Raw genomic sequence first — 26,980 nt, 5'->3', positions numbered from 1 at the left:
TTTTTTAACCGCAGAGGGTGCAGAGAAAGAGAAGAGAAGAGAAGAGAGAAGTTTACAAATTGTTGAGGATTGCTATAGATACAGTCATATCTTAGCGTTGGGAATCTTGTTTAATGTTGGCATTTGTGCTTTTACGCTAAATCCTTAGTGCGAAATTAAACCCATTTTTTGATAAAGTGGTCGGACTAAGTTTTTTAAAGCGGGCAACTGTTTGGTAAAAACGATGGAGCCTAAAATACACATTATACCTCCAATGATGACTGTATTGGGAGCGCCGATATAATTTGCCAATCCGCCGGCAAGTAAATTCCCAAACGGTGTGACTCCAAAAAATGCCATCGTGTATATGCTCATGACTCTGCCGCGTTTGTCGTCTTCCACAATTGTTTGCAAAAATGTGTTTCCTCCTGCAAATTGCAAAATGAAACCAAACCCCACAAACAACATCATGATTAATGACAGCCATAAGATCCGGGACAAACCAAAACCTATCAGCCCGAATCCCATAATTGCGGGTGAAATCGCAATCCATTTGCCGAGGCCAACTACACTTTTGCGCGAAATCAAATAAATCGCTCCCCCAAAGGCTCCGAGTCCCGAAGCAGCCATCAAAAAGCCGAGGGTTTGTGCGTCGCCGTGCAGGATTTTGGTAGCAAAAATTGGAACTAATACTGTGTGGGACATTCCTGCGAAGCTGACTAATGCTAATAGCAATAAAATTGCTCGAATCGGGGGAAACCCGAAGGCATAAACGAATCCTTCTTTTAATCTTTGTAAGGGTTTGGTATTAGTTGTGGCAATTTTACGGGCTTTGATTTGCATCGCTAATAAGCCTGCAATTACGGCGATGTAGCTGAGTCCGTCAATGAGAAAGCAATAACTTGGCCCGACTGTAGCTATTAGCAAACCTGCAATTGCTGGGCCGATTAGTCGGGCGCCGTTGAACATGGAAGCGTTGAGGGCGATCGCATTTGCTAAATCTTCTTTCTTTTCTACAAGTTCCGGCACAAAAGCTTGCCGTGCGGGCGCGTCAAAGGCATTAATTGCGCCTTGGAAGAAACTCAGTACCACGATCTGCCAAATGTTAACAACTCCTGTTAGCGCTAAAAATGCTAGCGCTAAGGATTGAACCATTGCTAATATTTGAGTGGCAACTATGACTCGGTGGCGGTTCCAGCGATCGATTAAAACTCCTGCAAAAGGCAGTAAAATTAATGTGGGGATTTGACTTGTAAATCCCACCACGCCGAGCATCCAAGGTGAATCGCTCAAATTGTAGACAAGCCAAACAGTAGCGACTTGCGTCATCCAATTGCCAATCAGCGAGATGCCTTGTCCTGCAAAAAACAGGCGATAATTTCTCGATCGCAGCGCTGGCGGAATTTGTATTGTTTTGATTTTTGCTAGTAGATTCATGCTGCAAGTACGGCTAGAGCAATCCTATTTGATTGATAAACATTTTTTAGGGGTAGCGCCCCTAAGCCTACCCCTCATTAGCGAAGGGCAACCATCGGGGGACTGCCCCTAGACTCATTATTACGAATCATTGAGAATTGCGATATGAGCCGAAGGTTCTATTTTACAACTCCCGAAAACCCGGATGTGAGTAGTGTTAAATTTTTTTACCCAGGAAAAAAATCGCCACAGTTAAATTTTTCTGTCGCGATCGCTTGCTTGACTAACAAGAAATTCCTTCCCCTCACATCTTGCACCATTCTCGCTTAACAGGCTTTCGGGCCTGTTCCACAAAGAGTAGATTTTCTTGTGGGGAGTAGGGGTGGGGCATCCTGCCTGCCCTGAAAGGATTATTGAGAATGGTGCAATATCTCAGTTCCCCGAACTCAAACCCGAACCCTTCCCTCAATCAATGCTCAACAGCCAAGTACCGAGGTAACGCAGCAGGGGAACGTCTCCGGGGGTGCGGATGCGGACGTTGAAATGGTACATTCCACCGGGAGAGGGGTTTCTGACGTTGGAGAGTACAACCTCAACATTGTTGCCGGCGGCAATTGGTTCTTTGGGATAAATTTCTATGAATCGATTTTCTTTGTCCCAGATTACTTCTTGCAATTCTATTGTTTTGTCCTTGACGCGCACTTTAATGTCTTTTTGGTCAAATTCGCCTTTGTAGTAGTCTGGATAGGATATGTTCAGTTGGGCGATCGCCAGACTTACTTTTTTGGAAGGAATTCGCAGCCGATATCTATCGCCGCTCATCCCCGCTTTGCCGTAATCCAAGCGATAGCTTAATTGGTTGGCGCGATCGGGGCCGCCGAAAATCGTGAACCCTGGCATGGACTGGGCTAAACTGATGGCGGGTAATCCAGCCACCAAGCAACCTGTAACCGCTAGTGCTGAAAATAATCGTCGCATAACAACTCCTCTAATTAAACTCTTGGTGAACCTTAAATATTGCTCGCCCGAAATTTGCGATCGTGCCTACAATATATCGAATGTCTCAGCAATTTGATGAGGGCGAGCTACCGCCGGCTGAGGTCACTTTTTTTTGCGTAATTTTTGCGTAATACTGATAACAGACATTCAAACTACAGAATTAGGCGACATAAAATTATATCATAATCGGTGGCAAACTTAACAATTTAGCGAGTTTGAATGTATAAGATAAGTTAAAGATACGGGTCGAATTTGGGCGATCGGCTTTAGTATCAACGAGAGAAGTTTAGGGGAACGGCTGTTTCAATGTAAAGCAAGGCATCGGGCGATTAAAAATCGCACTTCAAGAAACCTGCGGAGGCAGGTTTTGTCTGTGTAGGCGCGGTTTCAACCGTCCTAGGAAGGCTTAAATAAGGAGACTGTATGAAATTAGCGATCGCAAAAGAAATAGCAGCAGGGGAACGCCGGGTGGCTTTAGTGCCCGACGCTGTAGCCAAATTGGTAAAACAAGGCGTCGAAGTTTGGGTTGAGGCCGGTGCCGGCGCAAAATCCTTTTTCTCGGATCTTGCTTACGAAGAAGCGGGCGCCAAGGTTGTCGCCGATACCGCTAGGCTGTGGGGCGAAGCCGATGTCGTCGTGAAAATCGGGGCGCTGCAAGAATCAGAAGTTCATCAACTCCGGGAAGGAGGCGTTTTCATCGGATTTTTGAATCCTCTGGGAGATCCAGCTTTAGTGCAGCGTTTAGCCGATCGCAAAGTAACGGCATTCAGCATGGAAATGATCCCGCGCACCAGCCGCGCTCAAAGCATGGATGCACTGTCATCTCAGGGCAACGTCGCTGGTTACAAAGCGGTACTGATCGCAGCCGCAGCTTTGCCGAAATATTTCCCAATGCTGACAACGGCGGCGGGTACGATTCGCCCCGCCAAAGTATTGGTAATGGGTGTAGGCGTTGCTGGCTTACAGGCGATCGCCACTGCGCGCCGTTTGGGTGCGGTAGTCGAAGCCTTCGACATCCGCCCGGAAACAAAAGAACAAGTGCAAAGTTTGGGCGCTAAATTCCTTGATGTTGAACTCAAGGAAGAAACCGTCGCCGCCGGTGGCTATGCTAAAGAACTATCAGAAGCGGCTAAAGAATACACCCGCCAAGTGCTCACCCAACACGTCAGCGCTTCCGATGCAGTGATTACAACCGCTCAAGTTCCTGGCAGAAAAGCACCTATTTTAGTTACTAGAGAAATGGTTTCTCAAATGAAGCCCGGATCGGTAATTGTTGACCTCGCGGGCGAACAAGGCGGCAATTGCGAATGCACGGAAGCGGGGAAAGATGTTGAATGGAACGGCGTTAATGTCATCGGCCCGATTAATGTGCCCTCGTCGATGCCTGTCCACGCTAGCGAAACTTACTCGAAGAATATCTCCTCTTTACTTCAGTTGATGGTGAAAGATAAGGAGCTAAATTTGAATTTTGAAGACGATATCATTGCTGGTGCTTGCGTTGCCCGCGACGGTGAGATTAGTAATCAGCGAGTGCGGGATGCTTTGGCTGCTGAGGCTTCAGCAGTCAATAGTTAGGAGTCATTATAGGGAACCTAAATCATAATGTCTATCGTTACAATGCTCTGCATTGTAATGTACTCCAGGAAGCTATGCCTCCAGTCTATACCGGAGGCATAGCCTCCGATGAATGCGTTAAGAGCATCGGGTATCTTAACGAGTCATTACCAATTACCCCTTGGTGTCAACAAACAGGGCAAACGCAGTCACAGAATGTTGTTTGGTGACTAGGGCTAGATCCCCCCTAGCCCCCCTTAACAAGGGGGGAACAAGAAGTATTCAAAGTCCCCCTTCTTAAGGGGGATTTAGGGGGATCGAGACTCGGCAACAAACGAGAGATATAAAGGACTTTAGCGTTAATTTCACACCAATTTCCAATTACCAATTACCAATTGTTATGGCAGAAGGATTGATTGCAGGTTTAGTGGTGTTTACTCTAGCGTCGTTTGTGGGATTTGAAGTAATCAATAAAGTCCCGCCGACGCTGCACACACCTTTGATGTCGGGATCGAATGCGATTTCGGGAATTGCGGTTTTAGGTGCAATTCTGATTTCTGGCCAAGGCAATGTGACTGTTACTTCGATTTTGGGGACGATCGCGATCGCCCTGGCCACAATTAACGTTGTCGGCGGTTTCTTAGTAACCGATCGAATGCTGCAAATGTTCAAGAAAAAAGAGGTTAAAGCGTGAGCGATTTTCTGCCCAGTGGCATTCAACTAGGTTATTTAGTTGCCGCATCTTTGTTTATTATCGGTTTGAAACAGTTGGGTTCCCCTGCAACCGCGCGTCAAGGAAATGTGTTAGCTGCGATCGGGATGTTAATTGCGATCGTCGGTACGTTGCTGGAAAAGCAAGTAGTCAGCTACGAATTGATTGCAGTCGGAATTATCGTCGGTTCCATTTTGGGAACGATTATGGCGAATACCGTGGCGATGACGGATATGCCGCAGATGGTGGGTTTGCTTAACGGTTTTGGGGGCGCGGCTTCTGCACTCGTTGCTGTGGGGGAATTCTGGCGCTATCTCAGCATCCCGGAATCGCCAACTCCAGACGCGACAATCACGATCCTTTTGGGTGTGTTGATTGGCGGAATTACTTTCACAGGTAGCCTTGTGGCGTTTGCGAAGCTGCAAGAATTGCTACCGGGTGCGCCAATGACGTTTCCGCTGCAACAGCCGTTTAATGCCATGCTGGCGATCGCACTTTTAGCCGGCAGCGGTTATATGCTGACGAATCCCGAAAATGTGCCGGTATTCCTGGCTTTGGTGGCGATTTCCAATATTTTGGGAATCATGTTTGTGCTACCGATTGGGGGCGGCGATATGCCCGTGGTGGTATCGCTGCTTAACTCCTATTCGGGGATTGCGGCGAGTGTGGCTGGGTTCATTTTGATGAACAATATGCTGATTATCGCTGGTGCATTGGTGGGCGCGTCGGGGATTATTTTGACGCAAATCATGTGCAAGGCGATGAATCGATCCTTGGGTAGTGTGCTGTTTAGCGCCTTTGGTAGCGGTGGCGGTAGTGCTGCGGGTGCTGCTGGGGCTGCTGGTGTTACTGACAAAACTGTTCGCAGCATCAATCTCGAAGAAAGTGCGATGATGTTGGGTTATGCGCGATCGGTTGTAATTATTCCCGGTTACGGAATGGCTGTAGCGCAAGCACAGCACGCCGTGCGCGAGTTAGCCGACGGTTTGGAAAAAATGGGTGTTGACGTGAAATACGCGATTCACCCGGTGGCTGGGCGGATGCCTGGACACATGAATGTGCTGTTGGCGGAAGCAAACGTGCCTTATCCGCAGTTGTACGATATGGACGACATCAATCCGCAGTTTGAAGAAACGGATGTGGCGTTGGTGATTGGTGCGAATGATGTGGTGAATCCGGCGGCGCGTCACGATACGGCGAGCCCGATTTACGGGATGCCGATTTTGGAGGTTGATAAGGCCAAGCATACGATCGTGATTAAGCGTGGGATGAGTGCTGGTTTTTCAGGTGTAGACAATGAGTTGTTCTACAAGGATAAGACGATGATGTTGTTTGGTAGCGCTAAGGATGTCGTTGCCAAATTGGTTTCTGAGGTGAAGCAGTTGTAGGATTTTTTAACCGCAGATTAACGCGGATTAACGCGGATGATTAAACCCGGTTTCTTGGAGAAACCGGGTTTTTGTTTTGGGTTTGTTTTGGCGTTGTTTTATGCAATGCTAGCTTGGTTCACATATTCACTGGAGATGGGTGTATGTGAAAATCCTTGTTCTCTGGCTTTTTGAAACCATTTTTCTGCTTCAGTGCGATCGGCTGCTACACCATCAGCATTGCACAGATAAATTCCTGCTAAGTTGTTTGAGGCAACACCATGCAGATTGATAGCTTTACGGCTAAACTAACAATGGCAGAGTGGCGAAAACCAAACTAAACCAGGAAACTGATTCAATGCCGTCTATATCTTTTGATGCTTACCTCAAGTCGATTCAAAATAACCTGCAAAAAGGTAGCGAGCGCAGCCATTATCCAGCGCTGAAAAATTTGCTGGATGACTCAGATAAGGGGATTGATGCCGTCATTGAAGAAAAAGGCAACAAGGCAGGGATTCCAGACTTTACCGTAAGGCGGCGGGAACTACTGGTGGGTTATGTAGAAGCCAAAGACGTTGGGCTAGACCTGGATCAGATAGAAAAATCGGAGCAATTGCAGCGGTATATAGAAGCGTTTCCGAATCTAGTATTGACCAATTATTTAGAGTTTCGTTGGTATGTGAATGGGAAGCGCAGGCAGAAGGAAATTTTAGCAGATCGTAATGAGAATAAGCTGCAAATAAGGGCTACAGAAAAGATTGCGGCTCTGCTAGATCAGTTTATCAATTATACAGGCGAGATTATCAGCAGTCCTGAAGACCTGGCGCGACAGATGGCGAGGTTGACGAAGGCAATCCGGTTAGCAACAACAACTGCGCTGGAGGGAGAAAGGAAAGACGGCGAATTGCATCAACTGAAACAGGGCTTTAGTGAGGTGTTGTTGCCCGATTTGAATGATGCTGACTTTGCTGATATGTATGCTCAGACGATTTCTTATGGGTTATTTGCGGCAAGAGTTGGTCATGCTCAAAATCCAGGGTGTGAACCGTTTACTCGGCGCACGGCTGGCACGTATATTCCAGCAACAAACCCATTTTTGAAGCGATTGTTTAATACGATCGTCGAAACGGATGCAGTCAGTCAGATCGATTGGGCTATCGACGATTTGGTGCAATTGCTGTCTCAAGTTGATATGGGTAGCATTCTCGAAAACTTTGGGCAGCGCACTCGTCAAGAAGACCCGGTGGTGCATTTTTATGAAACGTTTTTGGCGGCGTATAATGCGGCTCTGCGAAAGAGTCGAGGGGTTTATTACACACCGGAACCTGTGGTGTCGTTTATTGTGCGATCGGTTGATGCTATTCTCAAAGACCGCTTCGATCTCCCATTAGGATTAGCTGATAATGCCAAAGATCCAATAACACAAAAGCCGAAAGTGCAAATTCTCGACCCTGCAACGGGTACGGGTACGTTTTTGTATGAGGTGGTGAAGCAAATTTACCGCAATTTAGAAGAAATTGGCATGGCGAATCAGTGGGATAGCTATGTGCGAGATAATTTGCTGAATCGGTTGTTTGGCTTTGAGTTATTGATGGCTCCCTATGCCATTGCTCACCTGAAGCTAGGGCTAGAACTTCAAGAACTTGGTTACAAATTTAAGGGGAAACAGCGATTAGGCATTTACCTCACGAATACGCTGGATGAAGCACTGAAAAAGTCAGAGATTTTGTTTGGTCAGTTTGTCGCACAGGAAGCAAACGAAGCTTCGACGGTGAAGCGAGATGTGCCTGTGATGGTGGTGTTGGGCAATCCGCCCTATTCAGGACATTCGGCAAATAAAAGCGAGTGGATTGCTGGTTTAGTTCGCGATTATTACTATGTTAACGGTCGGCCATTAGATGAAAAGAATCCCAAATGGTTGCAGGATGACTATGTAAAATTCATCCGCTTTGGACAATGGCGAGTGAGTGAAACAGGCTACGGAGTTTTAGCGTTTGTCACTAATCACGGATATCTTGACAATCCAACTTTTAGAGGAATGCGTCAGAACTTGATGCAAACATTTACCGATATCTACATCTTAGATTTACACGGAAATTCTAAGAAAAAAGAAGTTTCTCCCGATGGTTCACCCGATCAAAATGTTTTTGATATTCAACAGGGTGTGAGTATTGGAATTTTTGTTAAAGAACCTGGAAAGGATACACCAGCTAAAGTTCACCATGCAGAGTTATGGGGCGATCGCGCATCTAAATATGAAAGCTTAAATTTATTAGATATTAATGAGGTTGAATGGAAAGCTATTGAACCTCAATCATCATTTTATTTATTTTGTCCCCAAGACCGAAATCTTTGGGAAGAATATGATGAAGGCTGGAAAATCACAGATATATTGCCTGTTCATTCGGTGGGAATTGTGACTGCAAGAGATCATTTGACAATAAAATGGTCCTCCCAAGAAGTGGAGACTACTGTTAAGGATTTTGTCTCACTACCCATAGAGGAAGCCAGAAAAAAATATGAACTGGGTGATGATGCAAGAGATTGGAAAGTCTCACTTGCTCAGGAAGATCTACGTAGAGATAGTTTTCAAAGCTCTAATATAGTACCTATTTTTTATCGTCCGTTTGATAAACGCTATACCTACTATACAGGACAGACGCGAGGCTTTATCTGTATGCCTCGACCAGAAGTAATGCGACATATTCTGGCAGGTAACAACATGGCCCTGATAACTTCACGCCTAACGAAAGGAGAAACTTTTGCTCATGTACAAGTGGCTTCCAACATTGTCGAAGTTATTTGTATGTCGCCAAAAACCTCTAATAATGGTTTTGTGTTTCCCTTATATCAATATCCTGATACTTCTAATCAACAAGGTAATTTATTTGTTGAAAAATCTCCTAATTTATCTTCAGATTTTCTGAATGTAGTTAGAAAAAAACTTGGCTACATTCCCACACCAGAAGCCATCTTTTACTACATCTACGCCATCTTCCATAGCCCTACCTATCGCCAACGCTATGCCGAGTTTCTCAAAATCGACTTTCCCCGTGTGCCGTTAACCAGTAACGATCAGCTATTTAAAGACTTGGGTGCAAAAGGTCAGGAATTAGTAGACCTGCACCTGATGAAATCGAAAAAGCTGAATAAGCTGATTACTAAAATGAATGGCGATGGTGACAATGCCGTTACCGAAGTTACCTATAAACCCGCAGAACAACGAGTTTATATTAACAAAACCCGCTATTTTGAAGGCATCGCCCCCGAAGTTTGGGAGTTTAAAATTGGCGGCTATCAGGTGTTGGACAAATGGCTCAAAGACCGTAAGAAAGCCAAACGCACTTTATCCTTTGATGATGTACTGCACTATCAAAAGGTGGTGGTTGCGCTCAAAGAAACCATGCAACTGATGGTAGAAATCGATCTACTGATTCCTGGTTTTCCCATAGAGTAAAGTTTAGGAGATGGTAAAAAGTGACACTGAAAGAATTAGAAAAACAACTCCTTGCCTTAAGTCCCGCTGAAAAAACTCAGGCAATACAGCTATTAGTTCAAAGTTTAAGCAATACTTGGCAAGGAATAGAAAAAACTCCGGGCGTGTGCGGTGGCGATGCTAGAATGGACACGACTCGCATACCTATTTGGTCGCTGGTAAATTAGCGCATTCTGGGTGCAAATGATGTGCGAATTTTGCAAGACTTTCCTCATTTGAGTGCAGCAAATTTGGCCAACGCTTGGGCTTATGCTGAGGCACACCCAGAGGAAATTGAAGCTGCGATCGCTAGAAATGAGGAACCCTAAAACATGGCGGAAATTTGCTATAATCTAACTAATATCAAATCCGAGCGATCGCACTTATGACTATACAAGAATTAGAAACTCAAGTCTTAACCTTAAATCTCGCTGATAAAGCTAAACTAATCAGCATCCTAACTCAAACTTTAACCAACGGTTCTTTAGGCATTAAAAAGACTCCCGGTGTCTGTGGAGGGGATGCCTGTGTCGGCAATACTCGCATACAAGTTTGGGTATTGGTGGGTTATCGCCGTCTCGGATGCAGCGATGCGGAACTTTTTAAGTGCTATCCCCATTTGACGGCGGCTGATTTAGTCAATGCTTGGGCTTATGCTGATGCTTACCCAGAAGAAATTGAACAAGCAATCAAAGAAAATGAGGAAGCCTAAAACATGGCGCGACTTTATGCAGACGAACAGTATCCGTTGCCAGTAGTTGAGTTTCTTCGACCTTTAGGTCACGATGTATTAACAGTTCAAGAAGCCGGAAACGCAGGATTAGGGATTCCTGATGAGGATGTATTGGCTTTTGCTGTGAGTAATGAGCGAGCAGTTTTGACTTTCAATCGAGGGGATTTCATTCGGCTGCATCGCTCACAACCCAACCATGCTGGTATTATCATTTGTACTCAAGATAGCAACTGGGAAAGACAGGCGGCCCGAATTAATGAGGCTATTTCTGTGATCGATACTTTGAACGGTAAATTGATTCGAGTTAACCGTCCTTCGACATGAAAAAAAGCCGAGCGCCCCAAACCCGTCCTAAAATCTTACAATTAAATCCCCCATTGCTCCCAAGATTAGGTAAAATTATTGGCGTGTCTGAGGATAAACTATATGCGCTGGGTTCGATATATTGCGATCGCGATCGTCAATGCTTTCGGTGTCGTCATCGGTATTATTTGGGTTGCAGTCCCCGCAACAGTGGCTCAACCTTCCCTAAACTACCAACTCGCAATCACTCCGCGACAGTCAGAGGGCGAAACTCCGCAATCCCTCCCCGAACTCTACAAATTGCGCGCTCGCCTCAAAGTACAATTAGATAACCTTGCCAAAACTCCCGACAGCGCCCCGTTTTCCCTAGAACTTTGGAAATCAGCAATCCACCGCCAGCAATCCCAAACTCTGACGCAGCAACTCCAAAACGTTCAAAGTCAGATTCAAATAGAAGAAAGAGCCAAATATAATTGGGACGATGCTGCTAAATTTGCCGCCCAAGCAGTCTTAATTGGACGCACTTCTAATCCTTCTTCTGCTACTTGGGAACAGTCGCAACGCTTGTGGCAAATTGCTATCAATACCCTACGACTCATTCCTCACGGTTCTTTTTTGGCTGAGGGCGCGATCGACAAAACCATCGAATACCAAGGAAACCTCAGTGTCGCTACCTATGAAATGCAAGTTGCACGTTCTGTTGAGAAAGTTAGAGCCGAGGAAGAAGAGATAAGAGAGAGAGCAAGAAAAGAGCAAGAGAAAAAAGAATTTGCTCGTCGAGAAATTGAGAGAAAAGAGCAAGAGAAAAAAGACCTGGCTAGAAAAGAACTTGAAAGGCAAGAATTCCAAAGGCAAGAATTAGCCAGAAAAGAACTAGAAAAGAAAGAACTTGAGAAGCAAGAATTAGCTAGACAAGAACTTGAGAAGCAGGAATTAGCTAGACAAGAACTTGAGAAGCAAGAATTAGCTAGACAAGAAGTAGCCAGACAAGAACTTGAGAAGCAAGAATTAGCCAGACAAGAAGTAGCCAGACAAGAACTTGAGAAGCAAGAACTAGAAAGGCAAGAATTAGCCAGACAAGAACTAGAAAGGCAAGAACTAGAGAGAAATCAGCAAGCAACTTCTCAACCAACTCCTGAATCAACTGCAACACCAACTCCCACCCCAGTTACACCCGCCCTCTCGCCGCCGAACTTTTTCTTTGCGGGAGATACTAACAGAGATGGCCAAATTAACGAGCAAGACGAAGCGGGAAAAGAACAATGGTCTTTGTCCAAAGGCGCGCTAATTTTATTTAGCGATCGCAATAATGATCGCGGCAAGATACCGACTTGGAAACAAACCAAAGTTAGCGCTCCCCGCCGTGCAGCAATGCTTTCTCAAGTTAACTTAACACTGTCTGAAAACTTCAAAACCTCTCAGTTATTTCTCACGGCTGACAGCATTGCTAGCCCTCACATCAGCGTTTTTCAGAAGACGGGAGACGGCTGGCAACCTGTAGATATATCCGGTGCTAAACCTCTAGTTTTCAGCACGAATATTGTTTTAGGTGTCGAAGCCAAACAATTTGCCGATCGCAACTGGAACGGCACTGTAAATCTCAAAGCAACTGCCCAAAACAACGGTCAAGAAATCGCTTCCACAACTATTCAAATGGGCGTTAGTCCTTGGATGATAGCGCCCAATACAGCACCAGTAACCGAAGTTCAGGTCAGCGACAGAGGCTCGGTAAACAGCGAATTTATCTCGCAACTAAAACAAGCAGTAGAACCCACGGGCGCTAAAGTGAAAATTCTCCTGGGCGATCGCACTTGGATGCAAGATACCCAGAAAAACGGATACGTTCAACTCCCCGAAGAATCGAAGATACGCCAGTTTAATGTAGCCCTAAAAAGCAATAGTGAGCCAGAGAAAAACCCGCCTATTAAATCAACTCAAAACCGGGATTGGAAAGTAGTAAAAATTGGCAATCCTCGTTCTTTAGACCCTGTAAGTCAGTGGTCTGACGGGTACGGCAATTTGCAGGTGACACCGCCGATTCCCGGACACCCAATGGGTCGAGTTTATTACGGGAATTCGGGAAATGCTAGTTTTAATCCAGAGGTACTTGATTTTATTCAAGCTCAGAGAATTCAAGGGCCGCCAGTGGATATTGATACTTCTTGGCTTTTGACTCGCCAAGTCGATGAAATTATCAATTTTATTCCCACTCAAACTCCCGGACAATATGTAATGGCGATCGCCAGTCCCGAAGCTGGAGTTAAGCTGTTGGAAGAATTGGAGGGAAGAGGTTACGGCGATGTGACCATAAATCGTGGTTTGAGCACTCAAACAACAGTCAGCGCCGCCTTGCAAAATCGCGCTTTAATTCAACACAATCTCTATTTGCAAAATCAGAAACTTAATCCGATTATAGAGAAGTTGAAAAGAGAGTTTTCACTCGGAGACGACCAAATTATTCAAGTTCCGGTGATGTTTGGCTACAGCGGTTATGCTTGGTGGCCGAATATGGTCAATTCGGTGCCAGTTAACGGCAAGTTGTTAGTTTCAAATCCGCGCGGGCCAATGATTGAGGGTGTAGATTACACTCAGGAAAGATTGCGCCAACTGCTGCTTCCTGCTGGGGTCAGCGTTAGTTTTCTGGATGACAGGTATTATCAAGAATTGAAAGGGAACGTGCAGTCGGCGACGAATACTGTGAGGAAGCCAGAAGACCGACCTTTTTGGCAGTCTTTGCCTAATAATTGATCCCAGTAGTAATTTGCGATCGCAATTTGTACTCAATATTTACGGAAAATTGGTAAATTGCGATCGCCCCAGGAGAGAGATTTCTCGATCGACACGGACGGCATTTTGTCAATAGCCGTGCCGTATTGGTGCAGTGCAGGCGATCGCACGAGTAACGTAAAATGTCTAAAAGCGGTCTTTGTAAAATAAATTTAGCCCCATGAGCGACGAACAGGAAAAAAAACAAATTTTGACTCAGCAACCGGAAACAATTTCGCCTACCAGCGATGAGTTCGATCGCAGTGAAGTTGCCAGTGGCGATTCAACTTCCGTATCAGCAGAAACTCCCGCAGAAATTGCCGCGCCCGAAGATATTTCAGCGCCAATCGACGCAGGCGAAATAATTCCAGTTGCCACCGATAGCACGCCGGAAACAACTCAAATTACAAGTTATCCGCCTCCAACAATTCCAACTGCCAACCCCGAACCAAAACCAGCCCGAGCTTGGCAAATCTTAGCAGTTTTTCTCAGCGGAATGTTAGTCGGTTCCGTCCTTAGTTTCGGCAGTTTGCTAGCGTGGAGAATGTATCAGGAAAGAGCGAACCTTCAAATCAGACTACCCGCTGACGTACCCCTCCCCGAAAGCCCTCCGCCTGTCGCAACAGCGCCCGCCAACCGTCGCCCCGGACTTCCCCCAGCACCTGGAACTCGACTGCCCGCCACAATCTATCCGTCGCCCCGTCCCACTCAAATACCCTCTCTCTCTGGCGTTCCCCAACTTGCTTCGCCGTCACCCTCGCCGTTGCCGTTGCCTTCTCCTTCTCCTTCTCCGGCTGCGGTTGAAACCCCTGTAACCGAGCGAGTTTACTTTAAAGGTGGTGCTACGGGAACTACTCTGAGCAATAGTTTGCGAGCCAACATATCCAGGCGCTACTTACTGGAGTGCAATAGTGGCCAAAGCATGACAATAAATGTTCAAGAAGGTCAAGTTAGCGCCGCAATTATTGCTCCTAACGGTGAAAATTTAGGTACTGCTGACAGCAAAGGTCAGTGGCAAGGTCAACTAGCCAGTAGCGGCGATTATACTATTGAAATTTCAGGCGATCGCCAAGCAAACTACCAAGTGAAAATTGAAGTTAAATAGCAACTATAATTGTATCAGGGGGTAGTTACACAATACATAAACCCGCCCTGGTTCCCAAGTACAAATTACCCATTACTAATTACCAATGGTTGCACAAATATCTCCAAGTATCTACGAAGCAAAAACCCAAGAAATTGCCAAAGAAATCCTGAAGGCAACTCAAGACAAAAAGCGATCTTTTTTCGGTCAACTCCAAGACCAAATGCGCTGGGACGACAAACTCATGGATTGGGCGATGGCTAGCCCCGGACTGCGGGTGCAGTTGTTTCGATTTATTGATTGTTTGCCGGCCCTCCGCAGCAGGCCGGAAATTGCCCGCCACCTGCAAGAATACCTGACGGCTGAAGAAGTAGAATTGCCCGAAGCTTTGAAAAAATTGCTCAATTATACTAACGCTGATTCGATTCCTGGACAATTGGCTGCGACGACGGTTGCGCCTGCGGTGGAAACTTTGGCGCACAAGTATATTTCTGGGGAAAATATCAAACAGGTAGTTAAAACTTTAGAGCGACTTCGCAAAGATAAAATGGGTTTTACAGTTGACCTTTTGGGGGAAGCTGTCATTACTGAAACTGAGGCGCAAATTTATCTTAACCGCTATTTAGAATTGATGGAGGAACTCGCTAATGCAGCAAAAAATTGGTCGCAGGTAGATGCAATTGACAAAGCTGATGATGAAACTTTGCCGCGAGTTCAAGTATCCGTAAAATTAACAGCTTTTTATTCTCAGTTTGATCCGTTGGATGCTAAAGGTAGCGAGGAGAAAGTAAGCGATAGAATTCGCATTTTACTGCGCCGCGCTAAGGAGTTGGGTGCGGCTGTTCATTTCGATATGGAACAGTATGCTTACAAAAGTTTAACTCTGACCATTCTCAAAGACTTATTGTTAGAGGAAGAGTTTCGCAGTCGCACGGATATCGGAATTACATTGCAAGCATATTTGCGCGACAGTGCCCAAGATTTGCAAAACCTGATTTCGTGGGCAAAAAAACGCGGAAATCCGGTAACTGTGCGTCTGGTAAAAGGCGCTTACTGGGATCAGGAAACTATCAAAGCGATGCAGAAAGATTGGCCACAGCCGGTCTACAATGACAAAGTTGCTACCGATGCCAATTTCGAGCAGATGACGCAGTTGCTGCTAGAAAATCACGAATATTTGTATGCAGCTATTGGCAGTCATAATGTGCGATCGCAAGCGAGGGCGATCGCTATTGCCGAGACTCTCAATATCCCGCGCCGCCGCTTTGAAATGCAAGTGCTGTACGGCATGGGCGACAAATTGGCTAAGCTTTTGGTCGATCGGGGTTATCGCGTCCGAGTTTACTGCCCCTACGGCGATTTGCTGCCGGGAATGGCTTATTTGATCCGCCGTTTGCTGGAAAATACCGCCAACAGTTCTTTCATCCGGCAAAGTTCCGAAGAAATGCCGATCGAACAATTGTTAGCCGCGCCCGTTGCTAATGGAAATGACCAGCTAGTTTACAGCAAAGTATTTCCCAACGTTGCCGATACCGACTACGCCAATACCAAATTGCGGCAACAAGCAGAAACAGCCATCAAATCAGTGCGCGCCAACTTAGGTAGAACCTATTTACCGCTAATCAATGGCGAGTACCAAAATACTGAAGCAACAGTTAACTCACTCAACCCTTCCAATCCCACAGAAGTAGTCGGCACCATCGGATTGCTTTCCGAAGAACAAGCCAAACAAGCCCTTGAAGCAGCAAAAGCAGCCTCCACCAATTGGCGAAAAACCCCCGTCCGCCAGCGCGCAGGCGTCCTCCGCAAAGCAGCAGAATTGATGGAACAGCGGCGGCACGAACTGTCAGCTTGGATGGTGTTTGAAGTCGGCAAACCCGTCAGAGAATGCGATGCCGAGGTCTCCGAAGCTATAGATTTTTGCCGCTACTACGCCGACGAAATGGAACGCTTAGAACAAGGTAAAAATTACGATATCCCCGGAGAAACTAACCGCTACACCTATCAGCCGCGCGGCATTTCTTTAATCATTTCACCTTGGAATTTCCCCCTGGCAATTCCCGTTGGCATGACAGTTGCATCGCTGGTGGCAGGTAATTGTACTTTACTCAAACCTGCGGAAGTTTCCTCTGTAATTGCAGCAAAAATCACAGAAATTTTGCTAGAAGCTGGTATTCCCAAAGGCGTATTTCAATACGTGCCTTGCAAAGGTTCCACCGTCGGCGCTTACATGGTGAAACATCCTGATGTTCACATGATTACTTTCACCGGTTCTCAGGAAGTGGGCTGTCAGATTTATGCCGATGCTGCGATTTTGCAGCCGGGACAAAAACACCTGAAACGAGTAATTGCTGAAATGGGCGGCAAAAATGCAATTATTGTCGATGAAAGTGCGGATTTAGACCAAGCAGTTGCAGGCGTAGTTTATTCGGCATTTGGATACAGCGGTCAAAAATGTTCTGCTTGTTCGCGAGTAATTGTAGTCGAATCGGTGTACGATAATTTTGTGGCAAGATTGGTAGAAGCGACGCGATCGCTCAATGTCGGCCCAGCAGAAAATCCCGGCACTCAAGTCGGTCCTGTGATCGATGCAAATGCCCATGCGCGCATCCGCGAATACATCGAAACAGGCCACGCCGAAGCTAACATAGCTTTAGAAATGCCGGCACCGGAAACCGGTTATTTTGTCGGCCCAGTCATTGTTACGGAAGTATCGCCCACAGCAACTATCGCCCAAGAAGAAATTTTCGGCCCCGTTTTGTCGGTGATTCGGGCCAAGAATTTCAGCGAAGCGATTGCTATTGCTAACGGCACAAATTTTGCTTTAACCGGCGGATTGTATTCTCGCACACCTTCGCATATCGATCGAGCCACATCCGATTTTGAAGTCGGAAATCTGTACATAAATCGCGGAATTACCGGCGCGGTGGTATCGCGGCAACCCTTCGGAGGATTCAAACTTTCGGGAGTTGGTTCTAAAGCTGGTGGCCCGGATTATTTGCTGCAATTCCTTGAACCCCGCACAATAACCGAAAATATTCAGCGCCAGGGTTTTGCGCCGATTGAAGGAGTAGATGATTAATCATTCCTTTGTTCGTAGTGAGCACTGAAGTCCTCTTTTTCTCTCTGGCTGTTCAGTTAGTAGGGTGCGCCTAGCGCACCTTACGGGTGGGGTAACAGAAAAAAATTATGCTAGATCAGCTAGTTATAAAATGGAATCTACTAAAGATCGCGATCGACTAAATTCTCACAACCCTTCACTTGACAAGTGGCTGCGATTTTTAATTATAGCCGTATTAGTCATCGGTATTTTATTTCGGTTCGCCAATCTCGATCGCAAATTTTACTGGATCGACGAAACATATACTTCTTTGAGAGTTTCTGGCTACACCGAAGCCGAAATAATCAAACAAATTTCGTACCAGAAAATAACCTCGCCCTCGGATTTACAAAAATATCAGCAGATAAATTCCGAAAAAACTTTAAGCGATACCCTGAATTCTTTAGCAGCGGAAGACCCCCAACACCCGCCGCTGTATTACGTACTAGCGCGATATTGGGCGCAATGGTTCGGCAGTTCCGTTGCAGCAATGAGAAGTTTGCCCGCCGTGATTAGCTTGCTAGTATTTCCCGCAATTTATTGGCTGGCTTGGGAGTTATTTGAATCTTCAGCAGTGGCGTGGATGGCGATCGCAATTTTCGCAATTTCTCCCTATCACATCTTGTTTGCCCAAGAAGCAAGACAGTACAGTTTGTGGACAGTAACTACTATTTTATCCAGCGCAGCGTTGTTACGAGCAATGCGCCCTGACGAAAATCAAAAACCTCTCGCCCTCGTTCTTTCTTGGGCGCTTTATGCAGGCACAGCAACACTGGGATTGTACACCCACTTGTTATTTGTCTGTGTAGCTGCCGCCCACGCCATCTACGTCGCAGTTATTGCCAACTGGCGCGATGTTAAAACATTTATTGCCTATTATATAGCAGCTTTAATCGCCTTTATCGGCTTCATGCCTTCCCTTGTCAATACTGTAGAAAGCTTTAAACAAATTAGAAGCACAACAGCATGGGCAGAACAGACAAATTTCTTAAGATTAGTCAGCAGGTGGGTGGGTTCCGTCAGCATAGCATTTTTTGATATTGGGGTTGATGGAACTGCCAACGCCACACAAGTAGCCTTGCTAGTTCCTGTGGGCATAATCCTGCTAGCTTTAGTCTGCTATGCCCTTTATTTTCTGTGCAGACATACACCAAAGCGAGTGTGGTTGATAGTATTGTTATTAATTGCAACAACGGCTTTGTTTTTAGCAGTACCTGATATAATGAAAGGTGGGAGGCGATCGGCAAATCCGCGATATTTAGTTCCTTTTTATGTGGGAATTCAGCTAGCAGTGGCTTACCTGCTCTCTGCGAAAATCAGTAACAATTTAGATAACTTCAAACAGCAAAGACTGTGGAAAATAGTTATAGTTGCACTGTTTGTCGCAGGTATTATATCCGGTGGAGTTAGTTCCCAAGCAGACATTTGGTGGAATAAAGGCAGCGGTTGGTTGCGCGCATTAGCAGTAGCTGGGACTGTCAATAAATCCAGCAATCCCCTAATTATCAGCGATGCCTCTATCGAATATATGATGCCTTTAAGTTATTACCTAGAACCAAAAGTCAAACTGCTAATAGAACCCCGCTGTTACACTTCTTGCTACAAAAATCGAGAATTGGCACAGAAAAAACCGCAACCGCCGCCAATTCCCGAGGGTTTCAGTGAGTTGTTTTTATACAGACCCTCCTCTACTTTGCGATCGGCAATTCAGCAACAAAACTATCAAATAGCTCCGGCTGACGCTAATGTTGAGCTTACTCTATGGAAAATTACCAAAAAATAACCTCAAAAATTAAAGCAAAAAATGTCTTTTTCACCGCGACATACTGCCCAGAAACGGGGTTTTTAGAAGTATGTCGCAAGTAGAGTAGAATAGGGCTGCTTTTAGCGGTAAGCTAGAAGTTAATAATCAAAAAATAAGATCAAAAATCTCAAATGACAGTCACTGAAACCTCCAACATTCGTAAACTGCTGTGTGATCCAGACTTAGGGCTGATTCCTCACCTAGAAAAGTGCCTGAAAGATTTGCACTCATCTGCGATCGCCAGTGGAGAGAAATTCAAGGTAGAACCTTACGATATAGAACTCAAAAGCTGCCACACCCAGAAGCATCCCAACGACCAAAAACCCCTCGTCACCCAGTCAGTGTTAATAAAAGTTCCCCTGACGGGGAAAGTTCAAGACAAGATGCACCTATATCTGATCGCAACTGAGTTGCAGAACCAAATCGACTTCAAAATTATCGACTGGAGTGCCTTAGAACGCCGTCAATACGACATTCAGGGCATCCCCTTAAAGCAGCCGATCACCAAAATAGACGGCGAGATGAATTACGAGTTAGTATTCGATCGACCAAACTACTGCTGCATTACCCTATGCCGCCAATTTGACTTAACTTACGCCGCCAATTTTTAATACTAATTCTGAAAAGTAGTGATACAGATTGATTGTACGGAAGCGTCTGTAGGGACACGGCATTGCCGTGTCCGGTGCGGGGAGTAAAACACGGCATTACTGTGTCCCTACAGTGAATAATTGATATAAGATTGAGGATTGTATATCGATCGCACTTGCATCAAATTCAAACCGCTCGATTGGCAGTTTCCGCCAGAATCCTCTTAATATCAGCAGGAGTCAGGCTCGGATTTGCTTGTAACATTAAAGCTATCACGCCGGATACTTGTGGCACTGCCATTGAAGTACCCGCAAAATATCGATAGGGAATCCCCGGTTGAGAAAGCGGCACAGTTGAATAAACATCACCCGAATCAGCCATGCCACCGTCGCCGCCGGGAGCAACAAAATAATTAATTGTCTCCGCACCCGCCCGGTTAGAATAATCCCCAAACAAGCCATTTCGGGTAACACCACCGACAGCAATTCCTACCTCATTGGCAAACCGAGCCGGATAATCAGCTTGTGGGCGAGCATCATTTCCCGCCGCCGAAATCACGATCGCCCCTTGAGCTTCAGCGGCTCGAATCGCATCCAATTCTTGATCGTTTAACTGGAGGCCGCCCAAACTCACATTAATTATCTTCGCGCCATTTGCCACCGCATAATTAATCGCATTAATTTCATCTCTAATTTTGCCGACTCCCGCTTCATCGAGTATTTTCAAAGGCATAATCTTCGCAGTTGGAGCTGTGCCAGTAATCCCAACCCCATCTTTTTTCGCAGCAACTAAACCCGAAATATGAGTGCCGTGATTGTTATCATCCATCGGGTCATTATCGTTGTTGACAAAATCCCATCCCCGGAAATCATCAACAAAGCCATTGCCATCGTCATCAACCCCGTTGCTAGCTTTATTGCGACCGATCGCATCAACACCGGTTTCCCCCACATTGCTCCAAATATTCCCGCTCAAATCCGGGTGATTGTAGTCAACTCCGCTATCAATAACTGCCACGACAATTCCGTCTCCAGTCAACCCCCGGGCCCAAACTTCTGGAGCTTTAATTAAATCTCTGCCCCACTCGTCCCCACCCAAGTCGGGAACATCAGGAAAAGTTGCAGTACCTTGAGCTTTAGCAACTGCCGCCGCTGCATTCACCAAACCGAACCCAAAACGAGAGTCAAAACCCTGCAAGTTGCTCGGATTGTTAGCAGAAACAGTTGCCGGGGTTGCCGACAGATTTAGGGAGAAATTTGTACTACCTTGGTATTGATAAACTCGGACAAAGTAAGTTCCTGCTGCCAAAGCGTTGATGTCGATCGACTCTGGCGATAAATCCGGTTGTTGAGAAGAAGCAATAATATCGGTGAAGTCAATAGAATTGTCGCCATTAATATCTTTAATCACAGCAACGTCAACATCGGCTGTCAAACCGCTGACTGTTAATTTAAAGTCGCTAGTTGCAGGCAAAGTAAAGCGGTAAAGGCTGTCTGGCCGGGCGTTGCTAACCGAGTCTGCGATCGTTTGAGTGCCGCCCAAAACGCCTAAATCGCGAGCTTGATCCAGTTGGTTGCCCAATACGGTAGTTGCAGAGATGAATGTATCGGCGAGGTCTTGTGGAGATGCGTTGGTTACCAAGCCTAAAATAGCATTGGATTGGCGAATTTTAATTAATGTATTGGAAATACCGGGGGCGATCGATATTTCTTCGAGAATCAAGTCAGCTTCGGTAAGGTTGTCAGTTAGTCCGATCGAATCCACAAAACTGTTAAAGTCAGTAATAACGTCTGCAGCAGCCGGATCGGAGACTGCGGAGTTGCTGCGGAGGACAAAGGTATCTGGGCCCAAACCCCCTGTCAGCGTATCTTTGCCCCCATCGCCCACTAAAACGTCGCTACCGCCGCCGCCGTTGAGGGCGTCATCTCCCTTACCTCCCTGCAAGGTATCGCTGCCGGCATCCCCAAACAGGATGTCGTTGCCGGCACCACCGTTGAGCAAATCGTTGTCCGCACCCCCTAACAGGGTATCGGAATTGCCACCGCCGAGAATGCGATCGTTACCATTATCACCGCTGATGCGATCGGCATCCGAGGAACCGACAATAAAATCGTTGCCGCCGAGGGCAAAAAGTCCGTTAGGATAAGGAGTCAAAAAGCCCTGAGTCAAGGCGAAACTATTGGGGCTATCATCTAACAGATAGGAAAGACCGTCAGGGCTCGGGCCGGGCATAGAAATGTACTCCTAGCGAGGTATATCGATCTAAATTTTAGATTTTAAATTTAAGTTTGTGGTTAAACACGCCCTAAATAGTCTGTAAGGCGGGCATTACGCATAGTCTTTAGAGGTCTGCATAGGTTAGGTTAAACAGATTTATTCCGTTATATCATGCCGTGTAAATCAACCACAATTCCGCCTTGGCCAATCTAAAATATAAAATCTCAAACAGTATAACTTAATCCCAAATTCAAAATCGGGATCAGAAAATGGGAAAACAACACTTGCATCGAATTCAGATTTTTTTAAATGTCGCGAAATCGCATTTAAAGCCTTATTTGCGCTATTTGATTTTGGGCGGGACGTTTTTATTTATTGCCAAAGCTTTTTTAACTCACTGGCGAGAAGTCGCGAATATCCAAATTCGAGCCGAAAGTTTTCCGTTGCTGGCGATCGCCCTTGGCGTCACTTTATTGTCTCTAATTTTTGTCGGCTGGGTGTGGATGTTGATTTTGCGAGAATTCCGTCAACCTGTAACTGCCGCCTGGGCGATTCAAGTTTTTCTCAAAACTAATATTGCCAAGTATTTGCCGGGGAATATTTGGCATTTTTGGGGTCGAATATTGGAGGCGAAAAAGGCAGGTATTTTTCCGAAAGCTGCTACTCTCAGCGTGTTGCTGGAACCGCTGCTGATGGCTTCTGCTGGCGTCCTGATTGGGTTGATTTGTTTTGACAAATTCAATGGGTTTTTGCGACTGGTCGGTTGTGTTGCTATTTTAACCGCGATTCATCCCCGAATTTTAAATCCGATCGTTCTCTTTGTAGAGCGGTTGAAGTTATCAAAGAACAATGGGGAAAATTCAGAAGTTGGGGAGGATCGGGGCGAGCGACCAACTTTGCGTTTAGAGTCTACCTCCAATATAAATAAAAAAACATCTAGTGTCAAGTCTAAGCGCCAAATTAATTGGCCAATTAAACGCTATCCTTTAGTGCCGTTAATCGGACAAATGTGTTTTATCGGATTGCGGGGCTGCGGTTTTTTGCTAACTGTAATGGTTTTAACTCCGGTGAATTTTAGCAATATTCCCAACTTGTTCGGTGCTTTTTGTTTTGCGTTTGTTGTCGGTTTAGTTGTGCCTGGTGCACCGGGGGGAATGGGAGTATTTGAAGCAACGGCGATCGCCCTGCTGTCCGATCGCTTTTCTACGGGTATAATTCTGAGTGCCGTGGCTTTGTATCGGATAATTAGCATTCTGGCGGATGTTTCGGGTGCTGCTTTGGCAAAGCTCGATCGCCAGCGCGATCGGCGCAGTAAGTGATATCATGTTCGGTCGAGCGACCTCGATTTTTGTAGGGTATCCCCTCACCAACAATACCTGCCAATAATTGACAAGCTCAAAAACCCGCCCCGACCGGGATATTATGGTTAATCGATTGGACATGATATGAGTGGGAAAATATATAATGCCAGCGGACTTGCCGCGATTAGCCGAGTCGAAAATATGTATTTTTATTAAGATTTTTTGCTTACGTACGTATGCTGGTATAGTTGAGCTTAGACAGAATTTTTTTAAATGATCTGTTTTAGTTCATCAAGAACAAAGCCACAAAGAATAGAGTCTGAATCAATAAATTTAAGACTGGCAAGCAAACCGAGTTGCTCTCATAAAAATTACAATTTTAGGTATTTGTACCTCAAAGAAACGTTTTTTTTGAGTTCGGGTGTGGTAGTCCTGGATTTATGAAAAATTGTTAACTTTAGGATATAGGGTACACAGCCATGATGCCAGTTTTATCAGCAGGTGCGAGCAAACTTACGAATCAAATGAACGCGGGCAAAGAGAGTTGTGGGGAAAAGAGCGATCGGCCCAATAACCCCAGTACAATAGTATTTATCGATACGGCAGTAGCAGACTATCAAACACTCCTAGATGGAGTGAAATTGGGAGTAGAAGCAATAGTTATCGACTCGCACAGAGATGGAGTCGAACAAATTAGCGAAGTGTTAGCTAACCGCACTAATATTGACAGCATTCATCTAGTTTCCCACGGCGAACCGGGAAGCTTGCAACTCGGTAAAACCAGACTGTCTGTTGATAACCTAGAAGATTATAGCCAGCAATTGCAGCAATGGCGGCGCGCTTTAACAATTGATGCAGACATCCTGATTTACGGCTGCAACGTAGCAGCAGCATCCCCCGCTTGTCAGAAAGTCCGCCAGGGAATTTATTCCCTGTCTCAAAGCGAAAGTCGGTTGAAACCGACTAAAAACAATTTCATTAAACAGTCCTCTTTAGAGAACTTTTGCTATGAGACGGGGGTTGAAACCCCCGGCGGAATCGAGGGCGAACTCGCCTTAGAATACTTTGGTGAAACGAGAAGTGAAACCTCCAGCGGACTCGATGAACAAGCCGTAGATGGTGAGCACTTCCTCTACCGCATTGCATCCCTCACTGGTGCAAATATCGCCGCATCCAAGCATCTCACGGGGAGTGCAAAATTAGGTGGGAATTGGGAACTAGAAGAAAAAATCGGCAATATCAAATCGCCCCTAGCATTCGAGTCAGACGCAATGGAAAATTATGCGTCGGTTTTGGCTATCTATAGTGTTACTGATACTTTAGAGGGCGCTACGGGTTCTCTGCGAAATGCGATCCAACAAGCCAATTCCAATCCCGGATTAGACACAATTAACTTTAACATTCCCGGCACTGGCCCTTATACCATTACCCTTAATCAAGCCTTACCTGTCATCACCAGCCCAGTTATTATCAATGGCAAATCTCAACCTGGATATGCTGGCAAACCCCTTATCGAACTCAAGGGTAATTTAGTACAACAACCAGCCTCATCTGCCAATTTTCCTTATATTAATGGTTTAGATTTAGGCAAAAGCCCTTTTGGTGGCGCAGAAGATTCCAGTGGCAGTACCATTCAAGGATTGGTTATTAACGGATTTGGCAAGGGCGGAAATTCCACTTTAGGTCACGGCATTGGGGTACAGACTAACAACAACACCATCCAAGATAACTACATTGGTACTGATATTAGCGGTACGACTGCTGTAGGCAACACTTTGGCTGGGATCAGAATCCAAAGTGACACTCAAAACAATCCTCCTATTGTCACCCCCATAACAGGTAATATTATCTCGCGCAACGTCATTTCTGGTAACGGTGATTTAGGAATAGGGGGCATCTTTATTCCAGGGCCAGCCAGCAATACCAAAATTACTGGCAACTACATCGGTACAGATTCAACGGGTACAATAAACTTAGGCAATGGTGGCGATGGTATTTTTATCCTTCGCCAAAATACGAATAATACTATCATCGGTGGCATTGCACCCGGAGAAGGCAATATCATTGCTAACAATAAAGGCAGCGGTATTGAGGTTGTTGGTAATACCGGCGGCCACACTATCCAAGGTAATAGAATTTTTAATAACAGACGATTAGGCATTGACTTAATCGGTACTACTGGTCTCACTTCCAACGATTTGGGGGATGCGGATAAAGGCAGCAACAACCTGCAAAATTACCCGGTTCTGACCTCACTTAGCGGCAATACAGTCAGCGGCATTCTCAACAGCACTCCTAACGCCAACTTCCGCATCGAATTCTTTGCTAATAGCAGTTATGACCCCGCAGGTACAGGTCAAGGTGAAACTTTCCTGGGTTTCCAAGACGTTACTACAGATAGCGCTGGCAATGCTAATATCAACTTCCCCTACACTCCAGTAGCAGGCAAACCTGTTCTCGCTGCTACTGCTACTAATAAAACTACAGGCGATACCTCAGAATTTTCCCGTCGTAATCAATCTCCTATTAATTCAATACCGGGAAGAACAACCACCACCACAACTAACCCGAATAATATTACCATCAATAGCGGAGACGTTGTATATAACGTTTTAGCGACACCCTATCCGTCTGCTATTGACGTTTCAGGTGTAACAGGAAAAGTAGACAGCGTTACCATCACTCTCAACAATGTTCAAACTTCTAACTCAGTCAATGGTGGACCGCAGAACATCAACCTCTTGCTAGTTGGGCCGGAGGGACAAAATGTGGTGTTAATGTCTCACGTTCCATATGAACTACTCAACAACGTCACACTGAAGTTGGATGATAATGCAGCCTCTTTTCTTTATAATTTTTCTAATTCTACAGTACCAACTATCACTTCAGGCAACTACAAACCGAGTAACTATTCAGCAAATGGTTTTCGCGATATTTATCCCTTAACTCTACCGGGACCGACACCGACAGGAGCACCAGAAGGGCCTTACGGTTCGACTCTTTCTGTTTTTAATAAAACTAACCCCAACGGCACTTGGAAATTGTATGCAGTTGATGCCAACCAATATAATGCTAAAGCTTCCAATGCGACTACTCCAGGAAATATTGCTAGCTGGAGTGTCAACATTACTACTGATGGCAAAGAAACGACGACTCAAAATACTCCTCGCATCTTCTCTGCTAGCAACAGCAATAGTATCTCTGTATCCGATTCAGATAGCGAGTTGGTGGAAGTTAATCTCAGCGTTACCAGCGGCACTCTTACACTCAAGTCGCTGACGGGAGTTACCGGATCGGGGAATGGCAGCAACAGCCTAATTTATACGGGAAAACAGGCTGATATTAATGCTGCTTTAGAGGGTTTAACTTATACGCCGAATCCGAACTTTGTTGGAACAGATACGCTGACTTTGACGACAAACGATCGCGGAGCTCCAGAATTAGGCGGAACTCAAACCGATAGCGATCGTGTGGATATTACCGTCAATCCAACAACTCCGACTCCAACAACTCCGACTCCAACAACTCCGACTCCAACAACTCCGACTCCAACAACTCCGACTCCAACAACTCCGACTC

General features: G+C 45.7%; 16 protein-coding genes and 1 pseudogene. 14 read left to right on the top strand and 3 right to left on the bottom strand.

From position 1 onward, the window contains the following. Nucleotides 1-144: 144 nt before the first annotated feature. Nucleotides 145-1,416, bottom strand: coding sequence for an MFS transporter (locus QT994_RS06495; RefSeq protein ID WP_333172692.1), 1,272 nt, complete (start codon nucleotides 1,414-1,416; stop codon nucleotides 145-147). 444 nt (nucleotides 1,417-1,860) lie between these two features. After that, a complete protein-coding gene (locus tag QT994_RS06490) occupies nucleotides 1,861-2,373 on the bottom strand; it encodes a DUF2808 domain-containing protein (protein ID WP_333172689.1) in 513 nt (170 codons plus the stop codon). Between the two features lie 444 nt (nucleotides 2,374-2,817). Here QT994_RS06490 and QT994_RS06485 point away from each other — a divergent pair, with 444 nt between their 5' ends. From QT994_RS06485 to QT994_RS06430, 12 genes and pseudogenes are all read left to right on the top strand, one after another. Then, nucleotides 2,818-3,969, top strand: coding sequence for a Re/Si-specific NAD(P)(+) transhydrogenase subunit alpha (locus QT994_RS06485; protein WP_333172686.1), 1,152 nt, complete (start codon nucleotides 2,818-2,820; stop codon nucleotides 3,967-3,969). 379 nt (nucleotides 3,970-4,348) lie between these two features. After that, complete coding sequence (locus QT994_RS06480) at nucleotides 4,349-4,642, top strand: NAD(P) transhydrogenase subunit alpha (RefSeq protein ID WP_006633295.1); 294 nt, start codon at nucleotides 4,349-4,351, stop codon at nucleotides 4,640-4,642. Next, complete coding sequence (locus tag QT994_RS06475; RefSeq protein ID WP_333172683.1) at nucleotides 4,639-6,048, top strand: NAD(P)(+) transhydrogenase (Re/Si-specific) subunit beta; 1,410 nt, start codon at nucleotides 4,639-4,641, stop codon at nucleotides 6,046-6,048. Before QT994_RS06480 ends, QT994_RS06475 begins: the two co-directional genes overlap by 4 nt. Before the next feature lie 337 nt (nucleotides 6,049-6,385). After that, complete coding sequence (locus QT994_RS06470) at nucleotides 6,386-9,484, top strand: type ISP restriction/modification enzyme (protein WP_333172680.1); 3,099 nt, start codon at nucleotides 6,386-6,388, stop codon at nucleotides 9,482-9,484. 20 nt (nucleotides 9,485-9,504) lie between these two features. Next, a pseudogene (locus QT994_RS06465) lies at nucleotides 9,505-9,831 on the top strand (DUF433 domain-containing protein). Between the two features lie 56 nt (nucleotides 9,832-9,887). Beyond that, entirely contained in the window at nucleotides 9,888-10,214 is a 327-nt protein-coding gene (locus tag QT994_RS06460; protein ID WP_333172678.1) for a DUF433 domain-containing protein, read from the top strand. 3 nt (nucleotides 10,215-10,217) lie between these two features. Next, nucleotides 10,218-10,559, top strand: coding sequence for a DUF5615 family PIN-like protein (locus tag QT994_RS06455; RefSeq protein ID WP_333172677.1), 342 nt, complete (start codon nucleotides 10,218-10,220; stop codon nucleotides 10,557-10,559). Nucleotides 10,560-10,661: 102 nt separating this feature from the next. Beyond that, nucleotides 10,662-13,286 carry a protein-arginine deiminase family protein gene (locus QT994_RS06450; RefSeq protein WP_333172674.1) on the top strand — a complete coding sequence of 875 codons (2,625 nt, stop codon included), beginning with the start codon at nucleotides 10,662-10,664 and terminating at the stop codon, nucleotides 13,284-13,286. Between the two features lie 199 nt (nucleotides 13,287-13,485). Then, nucleotides 13,486-14,409 carry a hypothetical protein gene (locus QT994_RS06445; RefSeq protein WP_333172671.1) on the top strand — a complete coding sequence of 308 codons (924 nt, stop codon included), beginning with the start codon at nucleotides 13,486-13,488 and terminating at the stop codon, nucleotides 14,407-14,409. Nucleotides 14,410-14,494: 85 nt separating this feature from the next. Then, a complete protein-coding gene (gene pruA / locus QT994_RS06440; RefSeq protein WP_333172669.1) occupies nucleotides 14,495-17,470 on the top strand; it encodes an L-glutamate gamma-semialdehyde dehydrogenase in 2,976 nt (991 codons plus the stop codon). Nucleotides 17,471-17,600: 130 nt separating this feature from the next. Beyond that, complete coding sequence (locus QT994_RS06435; protein ID WP_333172667.1) at nucleotides 17,601-19,271, top strand: glycosyltransferase family 39 protein; 1,671 nt, start codon at nucleotides 17,601-17,603, stop codon at nucleotides 19,269-19,271. A 152-nt stretch (nucleotides 19,272-19,423) separates the two neighbouring features. Then, nucleotides 19,424-19,903 carry a hypothetical protein gene (locus QT994_RS06430; protein ID WP_333047210.1) on the top strand — a complete coding sequence of 160 codons (480 nt, stop codon included), beginning with the start codon at nucleotides 19,424-19,426 and terminating at the stop codon, nucleotides 19,901-19,903. A 166-nt stretch (nucleotides 19,904-20,069) separates the two neighbouring features. Here the strand turns inward: QT994_RS06430 and QT994_RS06425 are convergent, their stop codons facing one another. Next, nucleotides 20,070-22,115, bottom strand: coding sequence for a S8 family serine peptidase (locus QT994_RS06425; protein ID WP_333172665.1), 2,046 nt, complete (start codon nucleotides 22,113-22,115; stop codon nucleotides 20,070-20,072). Nucleotides 22,116-22,369: 254 nt separating this feature from the next. Here QT994_RS06425 and QT994_RS06420 point away from each other — a divergent pair, with 254 nt between their 5' ends. Together QT994_RS06420 and QT994_RS06415 are read left to right on the top strand one after the other, a co-directional pair. Then, nucleotides 22,370-23,419 (top strand): lysylphosphatidylglycerol synthase domain-containing protein, encoded by a 1,050-nt coding sequence (locus QT994_RS06420; RefSeq protein WP_333172663.1) that lies wholly within the window; start codon nucleotides 22,370-22,372, stop codon nucleotides 23,417-23,419. A gap of 461 nt (nucleotides 23,420-23,880) precedes the next feature. Then, the coding region (locus QT994_RS06415) for a DUF4347 domain-containing protein (protein ID WP_333172661.1) at nucleotides 23,881-26,980 on the top strand (3,100 nt) is incomplete at its 3' end.

Source organism: Microcoleus sp. S13_B4 (assembly GCF_036700885.1).
Lineage (GTDB): Bacteria > Cyanobacteriota > Cyanobacteriia > Cyanobacteriales > Microcoleaceae > Microcoleus.
This window is presented reverse-complemented; position numbering and strand designations above follow the sequence as displayed.

What these genes read in the sequence shown, in the direction of transcription:
- QT994_RS06495 (WP_333172692.1), bottom strand. Translation starts at nt 1,416, where the DNA reads ATGAATCTACTAGCAAAAATCAAAACAATACAAATTCCGCCAGCGCTG.
- QT994_RS06490 (WP_333172689.1), bottom strand. Translation starts at nt 2,373, where the DNA reads ATGCGACGATTATTTTCAGCACTAGCGGTTACAGGTTGCTTGGTGGCT.
- QT994_RS06485 (WP_333172686.1), top strand. Translation starts at nt 2,818, where the DNA reads ATGAAATTAGCGATCGCAAAAGAAATAGCAGCAGGGGAACGCCGGGTG.
- QT994_RS06480 (WP_006633295.1), top strand. Translation starts at nt 4,349, where the DNA reads ATGGCAGAAGGATTGATTGCAGGTTTAGTGGTGTTTACTCTAGCGTCG.
- QT994_RS06470 (WP_333172680.1), top strand. Translation starts at nt 6,386, where the DNA reads ATGCCGTCTATATCTTTTGATGCTTACCTCAAGTCGATTCAAAATAAC.
- QT994_RS06460 (WP_333172678.1), top strand. Translation starts at nt 9,888, where the DNA reads ATGACTATACAAGAATTAGAAACTCAAGTCTTAACCTTAAATCTCGCT.
- QT994_RS06455 (WP_333172677.1), top strand. Translation starts at nt 10,218, where the DNA reads ATGGCGCGACTTTATGCAGACGAACAGTATCCGTTGCCAGTAGTTGAG.
- QT994_RS06450 (WP_333172674.1), top strand. Translation starts at nt 10,662, where the DNA reads ATGCGCTGGGTTCGATATATTGCGATCGCGATCGTCAATGCTTTCGGT.
- QT994_RS06445 (WP_333172671.1), top strand. Translation starts at nt 13,486, where the DNA reads ATGAGCGACGAACAGGAAAAAAAACAAATTTTGACTCAGCAACCGGAA.
- pruA (WP_333172669.1), top strand. Translation starts at nt 14,495, where the DNA reads ATGGTTGCACAAATATCTCCAAGTATCTACGAAGCAAAAACCCAAGAA.
- QT994_RS06435 (WP_333172667.1), top strand. Translation starts at nt 17,601, where the DNA reads ATGGAATCTACTAAAGATCGCGATCGACTAAATTCTCACAACCCTTCA.
- QT994_RS06430 (WP_333047210.1), top strand. Translation starts at nt 19,424, where the DNA reads ATGACAGTCACTGAAACCTCCAACATTCGTAAACTGCTGTGTGATCCA.
- QT994_RS06425 (WP_333172665.1), bottom strand. Translation starts at nt 22,115, where the DNA reads ATGCCCGGCCCGAGCCCTGACGGTCTTTCCTATCTGTTAGATGATAGC.
- QT994_RS06420 (WP_333172663.1), top strand. Translation starts at nt 22,370, where the DNA reads ATGGGAAAACAACACTTGCATCGAATTCAGATTTTTTTAAATGTCGCG.